We start from the raw sequence: 17,352 nt of genomic DNA on the forward strand, positions 1-17,352 counted from the left end.
CGTCGGCACCTTCAGGACTTCATCGACGCCTACAATTTCGGACGAAGACTGAAGATGCTCAAGGGCCTCACACCCTACGAGTTCATCTGCAAGCAGTGGACTTCAGAGCCGGATAGATTCATCATCGACCCACTCCATCAAATGCCGGGACTGAACACCTAGGTGCGTTTGACAGTTTTTACCATTTGCAGCCGATAGCTCTCGGCAAGATGTTCCTTGACCTCCTCGAACCAGTCGGTTGGCAGCGGAGAGATGACACACGTCCCGAGGGCAGCTGGTCGGCTGGAGAGCCACTCGCCAGGACGGAGATCAGGCCCGGGCCATACGAAGATGTTCAACTGGTCGGTGTAAATCCAGGAAGGTTCGTCGTCCAACCCGAGGTAGCGTTTGAGCTTTGGCGGAACCTGCATTGCCCGGTCGCCTTCTCTGGGTTCGCTGTGAGAGATCCCGAGTGCGTAGGCTATCGGTTCCGGACCAACATCATCCCTAGCCATAACGATCGCTGCGGGATAGGCAGTACGCCCTTCGTCCGTCTCGTGTGCCTGCGACTTCCACAAATATTCATACGATATTAGGTGACCTACTGGCGGCTTGGGAGGTATATCCAAGGTTTATCACCCCATACGTGGCGCATCGGGCGTCTCTTCGATATCGGGGATGTCTGAGAGGTTAAAAGGCTCAGAGCTTTCTACTGTTGCCTTTCTGATCATCGCCATGTCGGAGTCCGATAACTCCTCCACAGCAACGACTTTACGATAAGATGCCCACATATCGCGGAACAGCTTCGCTGATACCAAATATGCGGTGGTCCTGCCATAACGCGTGATCTCGACGGGCCCCTCATAAGCCCTATCGTGCCATTCGCCGAAATTTTTCTGGATCTCTGAAGCCGGTGCGCTGGACATGTGATAATCCCCTTTCCCGTAACTTACGTAATGTTGTTCGCAAAGTCAATGTAGATGTAGGTTGGGGAGGGCAAGGAGTGTCGGCGCAACACCTCGATTCATAGGTGTTTGGGGGTGATCACATCTCGGAAACCCCAGCAAAACGCCCGAAGGTTCGCAGGACGCCAGTTAGAGCTGAAATATCCAGAAATCTATGATTCCGGAACTCGAAAACGGCGCAGTTTCGCCTTAGGAACACTGAGTAACCGCTGTTTTAGGCTTTTCAGCCAAAATTCCTCCCCGATAACACGTCTTTTGCCTTGGCATTTGGCCGTTACTGGATTTGACTCGGGGTTCGCACCTTTCCCACCATAGAGAACTGATGTTCCTGGCATCGCTGGGGCGACCTCTGCCTTATGTTGGTCGGTCAAACACAAAATGAAGAAGTTAAAGAACTGGTTTCTGCAGGGGTGGACGAACTCTCCAGCCTTGGTCTGCTATCTGGTGGGCTTTTGGCCCCTTATGTACGTAGCCTGGATGAATGGCGACCTTGGCCTTGTTGTCACTCTCTACGCGGTCTTGGGTGGGGCGGTCTTGTCTCGTCGGTGATGGTTAGCACAAGCTACTCGTGCTTACGCTTCATCGTGAGGACAAGCCTGTCCTTTGCAAGCCGGCGCAACTGCTTTTCCTTCTCCTTTTGGCGTGCATCCCGACTGCCGCCTTTCAGATTGGAAATCGCTGTGGCGAGCGGCGGCTCAAGCCTCTCGAAAAGATGCGTGGTAGTGGCCATATTGCTGGTGCCGACGACGAGCTGCTTGAGACGCATATTGCTTACATCGGGCCTGAGAGATTCCGATATCGATATTTTCGAGCATTTGCGGCATACTTCAGCTCCAAACTGACCTGACCTAAGCGAACTGGAGCCAGACATGGGATTGCCTAAATACGAACCCATGACAGACGAAGAATTCATGGAGTGGGTCGCAGTTCAGCCCGGTCGATACGAGTTCGTCAATGGCTATCCCTTGGAGATGATGGCTGGAGCCAAGCAGGACCATGCTGTAGCCGCAAGCAACATCCTCACCAGTTTGGTCCCTAGCGCCAAGAACCAAGGGTGCAGGGCGACGGGGAGCGACACTTATGTTTTGGCCGGCGGAAACCGTCGACTTCCCGACGTGGTCGTGGACTGCGGGCCAAAAGACTCGAATGCGACCCATGCCACAGGTCCCACGGTGGTTGTAGAAGTCCTCTCGGACAGTACCAACGCAATCGACCACACCGACAAGCTCGACGACTATCAATCACATCCCGACATTCGGGTCGTGCTTCTGGTCGATCCATCCCATGTTTCCGTGAAGGCCTATCGTCGTGTGGACGCCACCTGGGTCCCTGAACGATACGAGGACTTGGCTGACATCATTCCGCTACCGGAAATCTCGGCGTCATTGGCATTGGTCGACATTTACGACACGTTGGATCCCAAGCCGCGGTTCAAAGCCATTGATCTAAATCCGGGTTCTGTCCCGCGTATGTGACGGACACGGCATTCGCCGCCGGCTTGCGATGTCTCGCTGTGTCGATCTGGTGCACCGGGACGTCGCGACTCCATTGGTTGGTCCTGGTTCCACGGAAGAGGCGCACGCAGCCTACCGTGAAGATCGGGGCCGGGAGCTGCACTGCTAGAGAGCTTGATCGGCTTATCCTGAAGTTGCGCAAAGACCAGGAACTGGTAGACCTCGTACCGGGAGAGTGCGAGCCGGACTTTGTGCCGGTCTCCGAGGTGATGCTGAGGTATCCGGCCGGCTGGAAACCTTGGTCGTCTCTGATAGAGGCTATGATCTGGGGCCTTGTCGAAGTGCGGCTGCACCGTGAGCCGACCAAGGGGCCGATGAGGTCTACGACGCACTGAGCCAGGGTTTGCAGCGCCATACGGCACCGGAAGTAGCCGTGCCGCTGACTTCAGCGCAGTCGATGCTCAACATCACCAAGTACGACCAGCTGACAGCCCTTCTGGCCAAGCAGCATTTGACCTTGGATGCAGACGGGCTGCTGCCCGTCGAGCAGATCATGACGTTCTCCCAGAAATATATCCTCCAGGGAGAGATCGGCGCTCGCGCCGGCATCAAAGGATTGAAAGTTGCATCCTGGGCGGATGAGCGCCGACTGAAGCCAGCTATTGATTTGGATGTCACCTCGGGGCGGGTGTTTCGTCGTGCTGAAGTAGAGCCTTATCTCGACCTTCAACCCAGGGACGGACGTTCCCCAGTGGCGAACGCCTTGCCGAACGACCTGCATCCAACCTGGGCCAAGCCAAAAGGTTGGCCGAGTCCGCTGAAAGTGCCTGGTTACCCGAGGCGGTTCACCAATCAGAAGCCCGACTTCGACCCGAATAACGGGTACTACGCTCAGCGCAAGGCGAGAGCTGCTAAATCCACTGTTTAGAGATGGGTTTTGGAAGTCGAATCCGGCTGGCGATTTTGGAAGAAAATCCCCTCGCCACCGTGGCTTAACCGACTCAAAATTGCTTGGAATCGACTCACAAAGTTTTGGAATCGACTCAACAATTTTTTGGATCGACAGCTGCCCGAAATCGAAAGTGAGGATGCGCGCTCCTTGATTGAGAATATCAGGCGTCAGTTTCAGGCCGACGCGACGCTGGTCTGCGGCCATGCCATCGAGGCGACGCTCAGCGCGGGTGTCGGCCATTCGCCCGATGCCAGCATGACGGTAGGGGAGCTCATGCAACAATCGGATAATGCTCTTTATGAGGCCAGGGCGGGCGGACGCAACCGCGTGATTGTGGGCAGCGATTCGCATGCAGGTGCGACCGCGATAGCGCGCCTCTCCTGATCGATACAATTGTTCAGAAAAGTCTAACTCGACCCGCATGTGGTGGGTGCAGTTATAGGTTGCACCCGGATCAGAAAGAACGCACGTGTCTCTTGATATTCCTACCGTCATTCTCGTCGTCGCTTTCATCGATGCAATCTGCGGCGTGATCCTTCTTGCCGCCTACTTGATGTTCGCCCGTACATCTCAAGCTCCTCTCTGGTGGGGGGGCGTCCCATATCATGCTGGCGGGGGCGTTATTATCTCGATGGCAGGTGCGAATCTGCGGTCGGATGCCATTACGACCGGGGCCTTCGTCGTCTTTCTCTTCACCGCGGCCGCTCAATGGTATGGAACGCGTCTGCTGACAGGCTCGTGCGGCCAGCTCTGGCTGGTCATGGTGGGCCCCGCGCTGATCATCGCGGGCAGAGTTCACCTGGCCGCGGACAGTTCAAGGCCCGTCTCCTGAACTCGATCGCAGGCAAGTTCGGTGGTCGTGGAAGGGAGCTCCCGAAGCGTTGGCATGACTGCGGCAGGAGGCCCCGGGGGCTTGTCTTTTTGCGGGGATGGTGGCGCCGGACATGGTGAATTCAGGTCATGCTCCATGCGGCCGAACTCCCCGACGACATTTCCATCTCAACAGGCCGAACCGTCAGTACGGCCGGCTTGTTCACGATAGCGCACCCCATTTGCACCAAATCGCTTTAAGATGGGAAGAGGAGGGGTAGGGGGAAAACGACTTGTAGGTTTGTGCGCGAGGCATCGCTACTAAAATCGATTATGAACTGATCGTTTTCGGCGAAAGATGGTACGAGATGGCCTGTGACATTCTGACCGCTACGCACCGCAAAGTCATATGCTAACTTATTGGTTCACAGTCCCATATAGGGCATTGCAAAGTGACGCTCGTCGACCGGTGTTCTCGCGCGCATATGCAAGGTTGCTCAGTCAAAATGGCCGCTAAGCTGTTTTGGATACCTCCGTGAATTGATGTCTCGAGAACGGGCAATTCGCATGCTTAAGCTCGAGCCCAAATACACTTCTCTACTGCCCGGCAACATTGTTCGCCGATATTCTCGATCTGGCTAGTGTGCATTGTGCGCATCGTGGGATGTTCAGTTCCGAAGCGACTTTATCCGTTGCACCTCTGCAATGTTACTGTCTCAGCCTGGCTCATCGGGGTATCGGCCAGAGCTGTCTGGCCAGCAAATCTGAGGATAGGTGTCTGTGCCAGAGCGTTGCGCTTGTTATAGACATTCGTGAGAAACATCGCCCTGTCCAATAACTCGCTTTTGGATGCGTCCCTCAGCACTACGGGAAACGTGTCGAGTACGCCGTGACCTGCCTCTTAAAACATGATCATCGCTCAGGTGTGTCATGGGTACCAGTTGGTTACAGTTTTTCGGCTTACCCAGCGTGGTTACTAGGCAAATTTTGATAGACGTTCTATTTCCTTTAGTGCACGATGAGGACATCCAGCTAAAAGCTATCTTTCGCCGTCAAACCTTGAGCAGTTGTTTCACCTTTTTTGTGGAACATGGCGCGTTAAAGGCATGGAACTGTTGAACAACTGCTGCAGCAAAAGGCGATGCCCCGGCATGTCACGCCGGTGGTCGCTGGCTCGAGCCTCGTCTCTCGCGCCACTTTTTCATCAAGAAATCGTTGCGGTTTGGCTCAGTTGAAGCCAGCATAACGTCGTTGCGACAGTAACTTGTCGGCGATAGAGGGATTTCCCTTTTCTAATAAGAGAAATCCCACCATTTGACTTTATAGCTCAGCTACAAAGTGATGGATGCACTCAGCCACCAGTTCTGGCGATTGCACGCACATGAAGTGGCCTGCTGAAATTTCGCGAACTTCCCGGTTTGGAATTTTGGCCGTGGCGTCGTCCAGGAATGCTCTTGGAGCATGAGGGTCATACTCGCCAGCGAGTACCAACACTGGCATAGTCAAACCGCCCAAGTGTTCCCTTAGGTCTAGCTCAAGTAGCATGCGATGCGTTGCAGCATAACCGCGATGGTCTGCTCCCAGCCACCGCGAAATCACGTGTTCTTTCTGTGCGTTACTGCTCCAAAGGTGTTCTGGGAAAGACCGACCAACGACGATTTCGGCAATCTCCCGCATGCCATTAGCTTCGAGGCGATTAGCCATTTCATGCCCTGCAGCCCGACGCTCTTCCGATATGAAAAGCGCAGGCGCGGCGAGCACTAATGCTTTGACGCGATCAGGGGCGCTGAGGGCAACTTGTGTAGCGATAGACGCGCCCACCGCTGCACCCAACAAGACAATTGGCTCGGCGATTTGGTGGTGATCGAGCAGGCCAATAAAGTCGTCTGCTAGTGTGCGAACGTTGAAAGGACCAGCGACCTTCTCGGACAGTCCCATACCCCGCTGGTCTGCGCGTAACACCGAATAATGCGGGGCCAAGAGAGGGACCAAATCGTCAAAACTGTTCAGGCTGCCCCCCAACTCATGGATGAGCCCCAAAGTCACCGATCCTCCTTCAGTGAAGGTAGAGCGGAGCGCTATTCCATTGATTTGACTGAACTGTGTCGTTTCGATCATCGCGCAGTTCACCCCTTGAATGCTTCGTAGCTGTAGCCGGAAGGGGTCTTGTGGACATAACCGCAGTGCGAGTTGCCGAAGTGCGCGGGTAGCAAGAGCGTATTGTAGTCAGCAGCTTCTGCGAGAACCTTGGCGCGGGTTGTACGGGCGGTTTCTTGGTCTTCGCAATAGCGCGAGTTCCAGCTCGGGTGATAGACCTGAATAGGCTGGTGTAGGACGTCAGCAATACACATCGCCGACTGGCCCTGGCTTTGAACACGCACGCCCATTTGACCGGGGCTATGACCGGGCAGGGGGATAAGGCTCAGGCCTTCACCTAAATCCTCTGTGCCTTCAACAGTTTCGAGTAAGCCGGCATCGACCAGTGGTCTAACGCTATCGTTGTAGACTTGCCATGTGGCTGGTGGGCGGGCCGCAGCGCCTCGCTCCGGGTCGCGATGCGCCAACTCGATCGCTGATACAATGTGCCGTGTGTTGGGGAAGGTTGGCACCCATTTGTCGTTATTCAGCAGTGTATTCCAACCCACATGGTCCAAATGAAGATGGGTTAGGATCACGAGATCAAGCCGGTCACGGGTGATGCCCTTTTGTGCAAGACCTTCGAGGAACGGCGTATGTAGGCCGCCAAATCGTGGTGAAGTCGGACGGACTTTGTCGTTGCCTGCACCAGTATCGACAAGGATCGTGCGCGTAGGTGTTCGAATGATCCAGCTTAAGACGCCGACATAAAACCCATTTTCTTCAGTAAAATAGTCCGGTGTAAGCCAAGAACTGTGTCCGGCGAGTTCATCGCTAGTCATCTCGCCAAACAGTTCAGGTGGGTCGTAAACCACCAGTTCCTCTACCCAATCTATGATGATGTCGCCGACTCTAATCATCGTTTTTCCCCTTTGTTTGGGCGCCAATCTACGCAAAGTCACTCAGATGTAACTTTGCAAGAATTGGCAACAACGTTTGCAGATTGTGCCGCTTGTTGAAGTTTCTCTACCTGCCAAGATCGCTGGCTATGACAAAAGGCCGCACACAAGCGCCTGTCAGGGGGAATTCTATTGCAGCAGTCGACCTTTTTACGCGTCGAAGGTGTCAGTGTTCGCTTTGGTGGCATCAATGCGCTCACTGATGTTTCGCTGAACGTGCCTAAGAACCGTGTCACCTCGGTGATCGGTCCGAATGGCGCCGGTAAGACGACACTTTTTAACGCGATCTCCGGCTTTTATCCGGTGGCAAGCGGCACCATTGAGTTCATGAACAATGATCTCGTGAGTAAGCCAGCCAGCGTTCGCGCCCATTTGGGTATTTCTCGGACATTTCAGAACCTTGCGCTGTTTCCCGGCATGAGCGTCTTGGAGAATATCAAGCTAGGCGTACACCCCCACCTCAAGGCGGGATTGTTCGCGGGCTTGGTCTATTTCGGGAAGGCGCGTCGCGAGGAAATTGAAGCGACCCGCCAGATCGATGAGAGCGTGTTGGACATGCTCGATATTCGCGAATACCGCGATAAAGCCGTGTCGGGGCTTCCCTATGGCGTGCTCAAGCGCATTGAGCTGGCACGCGCACTGGTGATGAAACCAAGCCTATTGCTGCTCGATGAGCCTTTTGCCGGGATGAACCATACCGACAAGAGCCAGATGGCAGTCCATATCCGCCGTATCATCGACAATACCGATGTCACCGCTTTGCTGATCGACCACCACATGGATTCGGTCATGGCCATGTCGGACCAGATCACCGTGCTCAATTTCGGCAAGGTGATTGCCGCTGGCACGCCAGACGAGGTTCGTCGCGACAAGGCTGTTATCGACGCCTATTTGGGACAGGACTAAGCCCTGCCATGCTAGAACTTCTCGAAATCTCTATTCTCGGCTTGGCGTCAGGTTCGGTTTACATACTGATCGCGCTGGCCTTTGTGCTGGTCTATAAGGCTACCAATGTCTTCAATTTCGCCACAGGCGAAATGATGATGGCGGGCACGTATTACTTCTATTTCTTCGACGTGCAGCTTGGCTTTGGCTGGCTTGCTGCCCTGCCGATGGCGCTGCTTGGCGCGGCGATTACGGCGGTGATTATTGAGCGTTTGGCGACGCGCCCCTTGCTCGGTCGCCCGCCCGTCGTTTTGATCATGGTGACTTTCGGCGTGTCGAGCATTATGCGCGGCCTCGCCCAGCTCACCTGGGGGCCAGACGCCCGCCAGATGACTGAACTGCTGCCGCGTCAGCCGCTGTTTCTGGGCGATCTGCTTATTCCCGGTCGCCTGGTTTGGACGGCAGGGATCGTCGCTGTCATCTCCATCGGCTTTATTCTCTACTACCGCTATTCGCGCGCCGGCACCGCTATCCGGGCCGCTTCGGCCGATCAGGTAACAGCGGAAAGCGTGGGTATCGATATTCGCGGTGTTTTCCGTCTGGCATGGATCTTTGCCGGTGTGTTCGCGGCAACTGCGGGCATTGTCACCGCCTCGGTGAACGGGGTGACCCCACAAATGGGTTCGATCGCCATGAACGTTCTGGCGGTGGTGATGCTGGCTGGCATGACCAGTGTTGGTGGCGTGGTTATCGCTGGCCTTATCGTGGGTTGGCTTGAGTTTGTCGTGGGTTGGTATCTCGGCTCGTCCTGGCAGAGCTTTGTGCCCTACCTGCTCGTGCTCGTTGTGATGATGGTCAAGCCCAATGGTCTTTTTGGTGAACAGCGGGTGGAAAGAATATGAGCTCGGTTACAAGTTCTGCGGGCGCTGGCGCTACCACGCAATCTGTTTGGCGCGCCAATGCCGGTGAAATCATCAGCTGGATTGCCTTTGCTGCTATTCTGCTGCTTCTTCCGACGCTGGGCTCGGTTTATCTGACCTATATGGCGTGTCTGGTGGCCATAAATGTGCTGGCAACCGTTGGCCTGAACATCACTGTTGGTTACGGCGGACTGATGTCCATCGGCCACTCGGCCTTCCTGGGCGTTGGCGCTTATGCCAGCGCGCTGGCAACCATTCACTTGGGCACGCCGCTGTGGCTCTCGGTGATCATTGGCGCTGTTTCCGGCTTTGCCGTGGGTGTGGTTTTTGCGATACCGGCGCTGCGCATCAAGGGCGTTTACCTCGCTGTGGCGACGCTGGCGGCACAGTTTACGCTGAGCTTTATCTTCCAGCAGTGGACGGCTGTGACCGGGGGCGACCGCGGGTTGAGCCTGCCCGCGACCGATATCTTCGGTATGGGCGATCTGGGCATGTATCTCTTCGTCGCTTTTGTGACCTTCTTTGGTTGCTTGGGCGCACGGAACCTATTCCGCACCCGCCTTGGGCGCACCATTATTGCCGTGCGTGAACGCGATTATGCTGCGCAGGTTTTGGGCATCAATGTCGTCTATACTAAGCTTTTGGCTTTTGGCCTGGGCGCGGCTTATGCCGGGGCGGCAGGGGCGCTGCTCGCTGCCTTCCTGCGTCTCGTGAACCCAGAGCAGTTCACCCTTTTGGTCTCGGTCTTCTTCCTTGCGGCTGTGATTGTGGGTGGTCGTGCCTCGATCATTGGTTCGATCTTGGGCGCGATCTTTATGACGCTGGCCCCAGAGCTACTGCAGCACGCCATTGAGGTCATCGGCCCTGAAGGGCTCGACATGGCGCGCTATTCCTCGCCACTGCGCGAAATTCTGTTCGGTCTGATGATCGTGCTCTTCCTCGTCTTCGAACCACGCGGGCTCGTGGGGATCGTGGAGCGGTTGATGGGCAAGACGCAGGCTGTTGAGGCCACGACAGGCCACTAAGCATCGGCTTCGGCAACAGCCGTGGCCTAGCCTACCCAGAGCGCACATCTGCATCAGAACTTTTGGCGCTCTGGCTCACGCAAGACGATCTCTGGAGGAGAAGTTTACAATGAAAACCATGTCCCGCCGTTTGATGATGGGTCTGTCGGTTTCGGCCATTGCACTGGGTTCGGTGCTACCAAGCATGGCGGCTGAGCCGTTGAAATTCTGGATCCCGCTGGCGCTGAGCGGCCCGATTGCTGTGACCGGTCAGGCCCAGCAAGTGGGTTGGCAGCACGCTGTTGATTGGATCAACAAGGAAGGCGGCATTGGTGGCCGTCCGGTGGAAGTGTCGTTCTATGACGACGAATATAAGGTCGAGCTGGGCGTTGCTGGCTTTAAGAAGGCCGTTGCCGATGGCGACGTTGTTTTCACTGGCGGCAATGGCACCTCGTTCATCCGTGCGATTTCCCCCGAGAACAACGAGACCTATAAGGTGCTCATGGCTGGCACCTCGGGCGTTTCCGAGCTCGTGAACACCGAAGACTTCAAATACCACTTCCTAGCAGGCACCAATTATTCTGACCAAGTCGGGCAGCTGCTGAACTACATCAAGGCCACCCATAAGGGTGACGCTCCAGCCCGCATCGCTTTCGTCTATTCGGGCACTGAATTTGGTCGCGATCCGCTCGAATATATGCGCACCAAGGCCGCCGAGTTGGGCATTGAAGTTGCCATGGAGTTCGAGACCAAGCTGGTAGAGGTCGACGTGACCGGGGCAGCTGTGAAGCTGCGCAATGCCAAGCCGGAATACACCATTTTCCACGGCTATGCAGAAAACGTCTGGCCAGAAATCGTCCGCCTTTCCAAGGACTACGGCATCGACACCCAGTTCATGGGAACGCTCTTTGGTTCGCACCCAGAAGTAGTGGCAACTGTTGGTGATGCGGCCAATAACTATCTCGGCGCGATCTCGGTGAACCTCTTGGTTGAGGACACCGACACCCCGATGATGAATACCATCGCGGACTATCTCAAGACCTGGGATGCCAAGCCATACACCGGCTACGCCAACGTTGGTTACATGCAGAGCTGGGCAGCAGCACTCGTGCTGCGCGAAGCCATTGGCAATGCGATGGAGAAGGATCTCGAGCTGAACGGCGAGAATCTGATTGCTGAAATCAACGCCATTCAAGACCTCGACACCGGTGGTGTGTTCGGCACTCCGATCCACTTCGAAGGCCAGCGCGTCCCCTATGGCGTGATCTACCGCTACAATGTCGAAGACGGCAAGCTGGTGGTGCGCGAGGAAACCGCTTGGTCTGAAGTCGAATAAATCGACACCAAAGCCTCGGATCGACCCTTAATCAGGGTCGGTCCTCACATTACTCCAAAAGACGGAATTTGCGATGACGGCTGCTCTTGAAGTGAGCAATCTGACCGTAACCTACGGCGCGGCGATCATCGGGCTTGAAGATGTATCGATGAGCGTGCCTGAGGGCGGCATTGTGGCTCTGCTTGGCGCCAATGGCGCGGGCAAATCCACCATGCTCAAGGCGATCTCAGGCCTGCTGCAGTTCGAAAACGGGCGCGCGACGCCTGGTGCGATACGCTACCGTGGCAAGGATATGACGTCTGCGCCCTCTTATAAGCGAGCACGGGACGGCATTTTGCATGTTCGAGAAGGTCGTTATGTCTTCACCAATCTGACCGTGGAGGAAAATCTCGACGCGGCGGCATTTGCGCGCGACACAAATCAGCCGGGCGCAAAGCGCAATCACGACGAGATTTACCACTATTTTCCGCAATTGGCGGCGCGCAAATCTGGGTTTGCGGGCTTCCTCTCGGGTGGTGAGCAGCAGATGCTGGCCATTGGTCGTGCGCTTTATGCGCGTCCAAAGCTGTTGATGGTGGACGAGGCCTCGATGGGGCTAGCGCCAAAGATTGCAGCGGAAATCTTCCAGATTTTGGCCAAGATCAATCAAGAGCAGAAGCTCTCCATTTTGGTGGTGGAGCAGAATGTTGGCCTGGCGCTGCAATATGCCTCTTACGGCTATGTGCTTGAAAGCGGGCGCATTGTGCAGCATGGGTCATCAGACCAGCTGCTGGATCGTGATGAGCTGTCCAAGCGCTATCTTGGTGGATAGTTTGTTGCCACGCTATGTGGCGACAGTGACTTAGCGAGCATCGAATAGAGAACTCCCGGCCCATAGATTTATGTGCCGGGAATTTGTATGTGCGTCTTGTAGTTCGGGCTTCTCAGCGGCTCTTGAATTCGGGTGCGCGCTTTTCAACAAAGGCGCGTTGGGCTTCCTTGGCGTCTTCGGTTTTGGAGAGGGCGACGGTGAGTGTTTGCTCGTAGCGGTAGGCGTCGCGGACGGGCATTTCTTTGACGTTGATGAAGCCCTGCTTGGCCGCCTGAATGGCGAGGGGGCTCTTGGCGGCGATTTCGCGGGCGTAGACCATGGCTTCTTCAAGCAAGCGCTCGTTAGGCACAACGGCTTCAGCAACGCCGAGGCGATACAGCTCGGATGCTGGATAGGTGCGGCCGGTGAGGTACATGGCGCGGGCGCGGGAGCGGCCGAAGTGCTCGGAGATGAAGGCAGTGCCGCCCGCTAGGCCAACGTTGACCTCTGGCATCTGGAAGCTGGCGGTTTCGGCAGCGATCATAATATCGCAGCAGAGGGCGAGGACGAACCCCGCGCCGATCATCGGGCCGTTTACAGCGGCGATGACAGGCTTGGGGCAATCGGCAACGACGTCGAAGAAATTACGAACGATGCGGTTGTTGCGCGCGTAGTCGCCAGCTCCGGCGGCGATGCCAACGCGCTCCTTGATATCCGCACCGGCGGAGAAGACGCGGCCATTGGCGGTGAGGATGATGGCGCGGACTTCGTCAAGCTCGCCGAGGGTTTCAAAGATGGTGATCAGCTCTTCGCGCATAGGCCCGTTTTGAGCGTTCACAGGCGGACGGTTGATAGTGGCAGTTGCGATAAATTCCGCAATCTCAACGGTGTAGAACTGGTAGCTCATGTTTTATATCTCGCTTTGCGATCAGGACTGTTTGCTGCGTTGGGAGCGGAATGCGGAGGCAATGCTCCAAAACAAAAGGATGGCGCAGAGGATGACCACGACCTTCGTGATGCCGCTGTCGAGGAAGGTGGTGAAGCTGCCCTTGGAGAAGAGCATGGCGCGACGGAAGTGTTCTTCCATCAAGGGACCAAGCACGAAACCGAGCAGCAGCGGCGCGGCGGGGAGGTGCAGCACGCGCAACAGCCAACCAAGCGCGCCGAAGAACAGCACGATGCCAATGTCGAAGATCGAGTTGCTGACGGTGTAGGTGCCGATGGCGACGAAGACGAGAATTGATGGGTAGAGCAGGTGGTAGGGGATCATCAGCATCCGTACCCAAACCCCAATGAGCGGGATGTTGAGGAAGACGAGGATGACGTTGCCGATCCAGAAGCTCATGATGAGGCCCCAGAAGACCTGCGGCTGATCATTGATCAGGCCGGGGCCGGGCTGGATGCCGTGGATCATCAATACGCCGAGCATGAGCGCCATGGAGGCGCTGCCGGGGACGCCGAGGGCGAGTGTCGGGATGAAGGAGGTCATCTCGGCGGAGTTGTCGGCGGATTCTGGCGCCATAATGCCTTCCACAGCACCCTTGCCGAAACGCACAGGCGTTTTGGAAACGCGCTTTTCGAGCGCGTAGGAGAGGAAGGAGGCAACCGACGGGCCGGTGCCGGGGAGGGTTCCGAAGAAGGCGCCGACTGAAGAGCCGCGCAGCATGGGGAACCAAGAGCGACGCAGGTCGTCTCGGGTCGGCTTCATGGCCTTAAAGCTGGCAGATTTGCGGTCGATGTCGCCCGCTTTGATTTTGCCAATGCTGGAGATGACCTCGGCGATGCCGAAAAGGCCCATGGCGAGGGGGACGAGCCCAATGCCCTCGTATAGCTCAAGCATGTCGAAGGTATAGAGCGGGGTGCCTGTATAGACGTCGGCGCCAACGGTGCCAAAGATCATGCCCACGATAACCATCGCCAGGCCTTTTAGGGCTGAGCCATCCGAAATAGCGGAGGCGGCGATCAGGCCCAGTGCCATGAGGGTGAAATACTCTGCGGGACCAAAAGCGAGAGCCCATTTGGCGATGATGGGAGTAAAGCCCATCAAGAGGACAATGCCGACTGTGCCGCCGACAAAGGATGCCAAGGTCGTGAGGAGAAGCGCGACGCCAGCGCGGCCTTGGCGGGCCATCGGATAGCCGTCGAGGCAGGTAACGGCGTTGGCCGGGGTGCCGGGAATGTTGAGCAGGATTGAGGCAGTTCGCCCGCCGTAGCCGGTGCCGTACCAAATGCCCGCGAGCATGATGAGGGCGGTTTCTGGCGCCATGTAGAACGAGAGCGGGAAAAGCATGGCCATGGATGCCATGGTGCCGACGCCGGGGATGACGCCGACGATCATGCCGATGACGACACCAAGAGTGCAATAAAGCAGGTTGGTGGTGGTGAGGGCTGTCGCCAGACCCAAGCTGATGTTGGAAATGAGGTCCATTAGAGGGGCCACTTCAGCATGATAAGGGGGAGGCTCAGCGCCTGTTTGAACAGCAGCCAGACAAAAGCGGAGAGGACTGCGGCGATGATCGCTGGCGTGAGTTTCCAGTCGCGGCCCGGTTCGGCCAACACCGCGGTGTAGGTCAGAGCAAAGAGCGCGGGGATGGTGCCGAAGAGCGGCAGGACGAGCGCAAAGGCCACAAGGCTCAGCAGCACAAAAAGACCAGCACGGAGCGAGCTGGGTTCGTCGGATGCGTCGTCCGAAGTGTACGCGGGTGCGGGTTGGGCGGTGCGCAATTGCTTAATGGCGGGCAGGAGCAGCACGGCGCCGATGACCGCGAGTATGGTTCCCAGACCAAGCGGGAAGGCACCAGGACCGATGCGGCGCATAGTGCCCATGTCGTAGTTGAAAAGGGCCCAGCCTCCAAAGGCGAGCCCCGTGCCTATGAACAGCATGGCTGTCACAAGCTCGCGGTTAACGTCGCGCAAAGTGTCCTCCTTCGGCGCGGAATAGACGGCGCCGTTTTTGGGAACACTTGTCCGACTTGCAGTCTTGGCAGAGCAATCACCAGGTCTGCGTAGATGCTTTGCAGATTATGAAAACTTGAGTGTCGAAAACATGGGTTAGTCCTAATCACGTCCGGGCGAAAAGACCCGAGAGGAGGACATCCCTTAATGTTGAAGACCCTAACAGCTCTCAGCTTGGCTGCCGTTTTTGCGCTCCCGACAGCGGCATTTGCCCAGTTTCCAGATCGTCCGATCAAGCTGATTGTACCGTTTGCAGCTGGCGGCGGTTCGGACACGGTTGCCCGTATTTATGCGCCAGAATTGGCCAAGGCTCTGGGGCAAAACGTTGTCGTTGAGAACATCGCGGGTGCTGGTGGTTCGGTTGGCGCAGCTGCTGGCGCCACAGCGACGCCAGACGGATACACCCTTCTGATGGCAACGCCATCGACCCAGATTACTGGCCCGCTACTGCAGTCGAACCTGCCATATGATCCAGACACGGCCTTCGAGGTTCTGGGCACGATCTTTGACTCGCCGAACCTACTGGTAGTTCCGGCGGACTCGCCGTTCCAGAGCATTGAGGACTTGGTCGCAGCCGCTAAGGATGCTCCGGGCGATATGACCTACGCCAGCCCCGGCGTTGGTTCGAGCGCGCATATGGCGTCCGAGCTGTTTAAGCTGATGACCGACGTTGAAGTTGAGCACATCCCCTATAAAGGGACGGGTGAATCCCTGCCTGACGTAATTGCAGGCCGTGTGGACTGGTCGATCGACTCAATGACCTCGATGCTGGCTTATGTTCGCACCGGGGAACTGCGCGCATTGGGCGTTTCGAGCCTTGCAAGTGATCCGCTGGTTCCTGAAATCGCCCCTATTGCAGACGTGGTCGAAGGCTTCTCAGCCACTGCTGTGAACTACTTTGTTGCCCCAGCGGCTACCCCACAAGACGTCGTCGCGCGTCTGCGTGAAGCGCACAATGAGGCAGTCAATTCGCCTGAGCTAGAAAAACGCCTCAACGATCTCGGCATTACGCTGGTGCGGATGACCCCAGATGAGCTCGACGCTAAGATCACCAATGATCGCGCCAAGTGGGGCGAGGTGATCGAGAAGGCTGGTATCCCTGTGCAATAAGCGCAGCCTGGGCCTCCGGTGTGCACAAGCCGGAGGCTCAAATTTTCCATCGAACCGCCAATTTAGGTCCGACTTTGCAAATTCCATGAAGATGTTTGCCGGTTTTTGTGCGTTGAGGCTTTCCTGAATGCCAATAGGTTCAGGGAAATAATAAAAAATCCTGAGGAGGAATTATGTCTTTCCGTCTTTCTGCGGCTGTGGTCGCCGCTGCAGCTCTGTTCTCCAGCAGTGCTCTTGCGCAGGATGCTGCCGCTTATCCTGAACGTCCGGTCACTTTGGTTGTCCCCTATAACCCGGGTGGTTCGTCAGACGCGGCTGCGCGTTTAGTCGGTCAGTCTCTGAGCGAGCAGTTTGGTCAGCCATTTGTGGTTGAGAACAAGCCTGGCGCATCAGGCGTAATCGGTACCGAATTTGTCGCGAAGTCTGACGCTGATGGCCAAACTGTGCTGTTCCACACATCGGCGATAGGCATCCATGCGGCCTTCAATAAGAACCTGCCGTACGACACGACCGAAGACCTGCGCGCAGTGTCGATCGTTGCCGGTGGTCCGTTTGTTCTGGTTGCTCACCCATCTCTGCCCGCCAACACTGTTGCTGAGCTGGTTGATTACGCAAAGGCCAATCCAGGTGCGCTGAACATGGGCTCTGCCGGCGTTGGTGGTTCTGGTCACCTCATCGGTGAACGTTTCCAAGAGGCGACCGGCATTGAGATGGTTCACATTCCATACGCAGGCGGCGGTCCATCGCAGGTTGGCCTGATGGCCAATGAAGTGCAGGTCGTGTTCGACACGCTCACCGCAACTTCGCTGATCAAGGAAGGTAAGCTGAAGGCGCTCGCCGTTACTTCGCCTGAGCGTTGGATGGAGCTGCCAGATGTTCCTACTATGGCCGAAGCTGGTTTTCCTGACTCCACCGTGACAATTTGGGTTGGTGCTTTCGTTCCGAAGGCAACGCCAGACGCGATCGTTGAAAAGCTCAGCGCGGGTATCGCCAAGGCAGTTGAGGACCAAACCATTACAGAACGTCTGGTCGCTGTCGGCATGACCCCGACCGGCTCGAACCCATATGAAGCTGACGTTACCCTTGGCTCCGACATCGCGGGTTGGCAGGCACTGGCTGCGACCGGCCTGACCATCGACTAATACAGTCTCCTCCCT

The 17,352-nt window shown here is 56.5% G+C and carries 19 protein-coding genes and 1 pseudogene; 12 read left to right on the top strand and 8 right to left on the bottom strand.

All coding sequences use genetic code 11. The features are described from left to right. Nucleotides 1–162, top strand: a pseudogene (locus HKD40_RS15670) (IS481 family transposase); the annotation flags it as partial. On the opposite strand, the gene HKD40_RS15675 reads toward HKD40_RS15670, so the two are convergent. The 3 genes from HKD40_RS15675 to HKD40_RS15685 all read right to left on the bottom strand — a co-directional run bounded on the left by HKD40_RS15675 (nucleotide 159) and on the right by HKD40_RS15685 (nucleotide 1,710). Then, complete coding sequence (locus HKD40_RS15675) at nucleotides 159–494, bottom strand: plasmid maintenance toxin (PemK-like) (protein ID WP_169196726.1); 336 nt, start codon at nucleotides 492–494, stop codon at nucleotides 159–161. The pseudogene HKD40_RS15670 and the gene HKD40_RS15675 overlap by 4 nt on opposite strands. Nucleotides 495–614: 120 nt before the next feature. Beyond that, the gene (locus tag HKD40_RS15680) at nucleotides 615–905 is read right to left on the bottom strand and encodes a type II toxin-antitoxin system prevent-host-death family antitoxin (RefSeq protein ID WP_169196727.1); all 291 of its coding nucleotides are present in this window, start codon (nucleotides 903–905) and stop codon (nucleotides 615–617) included. Nucleotides 906–1,506: 601 nt separating this feature from the next. Continuing rightward, entirely contained in the window at nucleotides 1,507–1,710 is a 204-nt protein-coding gene (locus HKD40_RS15685; RefSeq protein WP_169196728.1) for a hypothetical protein, read from the bottom strand. Nucleotides 1,711–1,813: 103 nt separating this feature from the next. On the opposite strand from HKD40_RS15685, the gene HKD40_RS15690 reads away from it, so the two are divergent. The 4 genes from HKD40_RS15690 (at nucleotide 1,814) to HKD40_RS15705 (ending at nucleotide 4,182) form a co-directional block, all read left to right on the top strand. Then, nucleotides 1,814–2,419: a Uma2 family endonuclease gene (locus HKD40_RS15690; RefSeq protein ID WP_169196729.1), complete on the top strand. Its 606-nt coding sequence runs from the start codon at nucleotides 1,814–1,816 to the stop codon at nucleotides 2,417–2,419. Between the two features lie 382 nt (nucleotides 2,420–2,801). After that, nucleotides 2,802–3,326, top strand: a complete 525-nt coding sequence (locus tag HKD40_RS15695) for a hypothetical protein (RefSeq protein ID WP_169196730.1) — start codon at nucleotides 2,802–2,804, stop codon at nucleotides 3,324–3,326. A gap of 9 nt (nucleotides 3,327–3,335) precedes the next feature. Continuing rightward, the gene (locus HKD40_RS15700) at nucleotides 3,336–3,734 is read left to right on the top strand and encodes a diguanylate cyclase (protein ID WP_169196731.1); all 399 of its coding nucleotides are present in this window, start codon (nucleotides 3,336–3,338) and stop codon (nucleotides 3,732–3,734) included. 85 nt (nucleotides 3,735–3,819) lie between these two features. Continuing rightward, the gene (locus HKD40_RS15705; RefSeq protein WP_169196732.1) at nucleotides 3,820–4,182 is read left to right on the top strand and encodes a hypothetical protein; all 363 of its coding nucleotides are present in this window, start codon (nucleotides 3,820–3,822) and stop codon (nucleotides 4,180–4,182) included. A gap of 1,298 nt (nucleotides 4,183–5,480) precedes the next feature. Here the strand turns inward: HKD40_RS15705 and HKD40_RS15710 are convergent. Next, the gene (locus HKD40_RS15710) at nucleotides 5,481–6,278 is read right to left on the bottom strand and encodes an alpha/beta hydrolase (protein WP_169196733.1); all 798 of its coding nucleotides are present in this window, start codon (nucleotides 6,276–6,278) and stop codon (nucleotides 5,481–5,483) included. A gap of 8 nt (nucleotides 6,279–6,286) precedes the next feature. Next, complete coding sequence (locus HKD40_RS15715) at nucleotides 6,287–7,156, bottom strand: MBL fold metallo-hydrolase (RefSeq protein WP_169196734.1); 870 nt, start codon at nucleotides 7,154–7,156, stop codon at nucleotides 6,287–6,289. Nucleotides 7,157–7,327: 171 nt separating this feature from the next. On the opposite strand from HKD40_RS15715, the gene HKD40_RS15720 reads away from it, so the two are divergent. The 5 genes from HKD40_RS15720 (at nucleotide 7,328) to HKD40_RS15740 (ending at nucleotide 12,151) form a co-directional block, all read left to right on the top strand. Continuing rightward, nucleotides 7,328–8,101 carry an ABC transporter ATP-binding protein gene (locus HKD40_RS15720; protein WP_169196735.1) on the top strand — a complete coding sequence of 258 codons (774 nt, stop codon included), beginning with the start codon at nucleotides 7,328–7,330 and terminating at the stop codon, nucleotides 8,099–8,101. A gap of 8 nt (nucleotides 8,102–8,109) precedes the next feature. Then, the gene (locus HKD40_RS15725; protein WP_169196736.1) at nucleotides 8,110–8,982 is read left to right on the top strand and encodes a branched-chain amino acid ABC transporter permease; all 873 of its coding nucleotides are present in this window, start codon (nucleotides 8,110–8,112) and stop codon (nucleotides 8,980–8,982) included. Continuing rightward, the gene (locus HKD40_RS15730; protein WP_169196737.1) at nucleotides 8,979–10,025 is read left to right on the top strand and encodes a branched-chain amino acid ABC transporter permease; all 1,047 of its coding nucleotides are present in this window, start codon (nucleotides 8,979–8,981) and stop codon (nucleotides 10,023–10,025) included. The genes HKD40_RS15725 and HKD40_RS15730 overlap by 4 nt, the downstream gene beginning before the upstream one ends. A 109-nt stretch (nucleotides 10,026–10,134) precedes the next feature. Further along, nucleotides 10,135–11,340: an ABC transporter substrate-binding protein gene (locus HKD40_RS15735; RefSeq protein ID WP_169196738.1), complete on the top strand. Its 1,206-nt coding sequence runs from the start codon at nucleotides 10,135–10,137 to the stop codon at nucleotides 11,338–11,340. Nucleotides 11,341–11,413: 73 nt separating this feature from the next. Continuing rightward, nucleotides 11,414–12,151 carry an ABC transporter ATP-binding protein gene (locus HKD40_RS15740; RefSeq protein ID WP_169196739.1) on the top strand — a complete coding sequence of 246 codons (738 nt, stop codon included), beginning with the start codon at nucleotides 11,414–11,416 and terminating at the stop codon, nucleotides 12,149–12,151. Between the two features lie 112 nt (nucleotides 12,152–12,263). Here HKD40_RS15740 and HKD40_RS15745 read toward each other — a convergent pair whose 3' ends face one another. From HKD40_RS15745 to HKD40_RS15755, 3 genes are read right to left on the bottom strand one after another with little or no spacing between them, the layout of a single operon-like run. Next, a complete protein-coding gene (locus HKD40_RS15745; RefSeq protein ID WP_169196740.1) occupies nucleotides 12,264–13,037 on the bottom strand; it encodes an enoyl-CoA hydratase/isomerase family protein in 774 nt (257 codons plus the stop codon). A gap of 21 nt (nucleotides 13,038–13,058) precedes the next feature. Next, nucleotides 13,059–14,558, bottom strand: coding sequence for a tripartite tricarboxylate transporter permease (locus tag HKD40_RS15750; RefSeq protein WP_169196741.1), 1,500 nt, complete (start codon nucleotides 14,556–14,558; stop codon nucleotides 13,059–13,061). Then, entirely contained in the window at nucleotides 14,558–15,046 is a 489-nt protein-coding gene (locus HKD40_RS15755; RefSeq protein ID WP_169196742.1) for a tripartite tricarboxylate transporter TctB family protein, read from the bottom strand. Before HKD40_RS15755 ends, HKD40_RS15750 begins: the two co-directional genes overlap by 1 nt. A 186-nt stretch (nucleotides 15,047–15,232) precedes the next feature. Between HKD40_RS15755 and HKD40_RS15760 the strand changes: the two genes are divergently transcribed. Further along, complete coding sequence (locus HKD40_RS15760; protein WP_169196743.1) at nucleotides 15,233–16,195, top strand: tripartite tricarboxylate transporter substrate-binding protein; 963 nt, start codon at nucleotides 15,233–15,235, stop codon at nucleotides 16,193–16,195. A gap of 173 nt (nucleotides 16,196–16,368) precedes the next feature. After that, a complete protein-coding gene (locus HKD40_RS15765) occupies nucleotides 16,369–17,337 on the top strand; it encodes a tripartite tricarboxylate transporter substrate binding protein (protein WP_169196744.1) in 969 nt (322 codons plus the stop codon). The last annotated feature ends 15 nt before the right edge of the window (nucleotides 17,338–17,352 follow it).

Source organism: Devosia sp. MC1541 (assembly GCF_012847305.1).
In the GTDB taxonomy this organism is placed as follows: domain Bacteria; phylum Pseudomonadota; class Alphaproteobacteria; order Rhizobiales; family Devosiaceae; genus Devosia.

What these genes read in the sequence shown, in the direction of transcription:
- HKD40_RS15730 (WP_169196737.1), top strand. Translation starts at nt 8,979, where the DNA reads ATGAGCTCGGTTACAAGTTCTGCGGGCGCTGGCGCTACCACGCAATCT.
- HKD40_RS15710 (WP_169196733.1), bottom strand. Translation starts at nt 6,278, where the DNA reads ATGATCGAAACGACACAGTTCAGTCAAATCAATGGAATAGCGCTCCGC.
- HKD40_RS15745 (WP_169196740.1), bottom strand. Translation starts at nt 13,037, where the DNA reads ATGAGCTACCAGTTCTACACCGTTGAGATTGCGGAATTTATCGCAACT.
- HKD40_RS15685 (WP_169196728.1), bottom strand. Translation starts at nt 1,710, where the DNA reads ATGCGTCTCAAGCAGCTCGTCGTCGGCACCAGCAATATGGCCACTACC.
- HKD40_RS15765 (WP_169196744.1), top strand. Translation starts at nt 16,369, where the DNA reads ATGTCTTTCCGTCTTTCTGCGGCTGTGGTCGCCGCTGCAGCTCTGTTC.
- HKD40_RS15675 (WP_169196726.1), bottom strand. Translation starts at nt 494, where the DNA reads ATGGCTAGGGATGATGTTGGTCCGGAACCGATAGCCTACGCACTCGGG.
- HKD40_RS15715 (WP_169196734.1), bottom strand. Translation starts at nt 7,156, where the DNA reads ATGATTAGAGTCGGCGACATCATCATAGATTGGGTAGAGGAACTGGTG.
- HKD40_RS15750 (WP_169196741.1), bottom strand. Translation starts at nt 14,558, where the DNA reads ATGGACCTCATTTCCAACATCAGCTTGGGTCTGGCGACAGCCCTCACC.
- HKD40_RS15725 (WP_169196736.1), top strand. Translation starts at nt 8,110, where the DNA reads ATGCTAGAACTTCTCGAAATCTCTATTCTCGGCTTGGCGTCAGGTTCG.
- HKD40_RS15680 (WP_169196727.1), bottom strand. Translation starts at nt 905, where the DNA reads ATGTCCAGCGCACCGGCTTCAGAGATCCAGAAAAATTTCGGCGAATGG.
- HKD40_RS15740 (WP_169196739.1), top strand. Translation starts at nt 11,414, where the DNA reads ATGACGGCTGCTCTTGAAGTGAGCAATCTGACCGTAACCTACGGCGCG.
- HKD40_RS15760 (WP_169196743.1), top strand. Translation starts at nt 15,233, where the DNA reads ATGTTGAAGACCCTAACAGCTCTCAGCTTGGCTGCCGTTTTTGCGCTC.
- HKD40_RS15690 (WP_169196729.1), top strand. Translation starts at nt 1,814, where the DNA reads ATGGGATTGCCTAAATACGAACCCATGACAGACGAAGAATTCATGGAG.
- HKD40_RS15735 (WP_169196738.1), top strand. Translation starts at nt 10,135, where the DNA reads ATGAAAACCATGTCCCGCCGTTTGATGATGGGTCTGTCGGTTTCGGCC.